The following is a 366-nucleotide window of genomic DNA, read 5'->3' as shown; positions in this document are numbered from 1 at the left end:
CAGCGACCCAAGCGTCACCGTCCAGCATGTTGAAGGCGCCATACTCCAGCTCGAACTCCTGCACCCGAGCCCAGGCGTCTTGCTCCTCCAGTTGGAGGGACGCTTCGATCTCAGCGGCCCCGAAGAACCGGATGTTAAAGCGACGTGCTGCCTTGTCTAAGATGTAGGTCCTGAACTGGGTGGGCATCTCCTCGAATCCCTTCAGGCGAATCAGACATACGGTCACCGGCTGGGTGAACTCGTCGGTCTTGGCATTGCGGTCGTACAGGTAGCCGCCCCGATTGACGTACACAGTGGTCCCACTTGGGGCCTTCACGGACAGGTAGTCAGGGAGCCAGATGATGAGCTTCGAGAAGACATCGGGTG

General features: G+C 59.3%; 1 pseudogene. It reads right to left on the bottom strand.

The features are described 5' to 3' along the window. A pseudogene (locus tag RMT89_RS41625) lies at nucleotides 1-366 on the bottom strand (phage tail protein); the annotation flags it as partial.

The organism is Streptomyces sp. P17 (assembly GCF_032436805.1).
Classification (GTDB): domain Bacteria; phylum Actinomycetota; class Actinomycetes; order Streptomycetales; family Streptomycetaceae; genus Streptomyces.
This window is presented reverse-complemented; position numbering and strand designations above follow the sequence as displayed.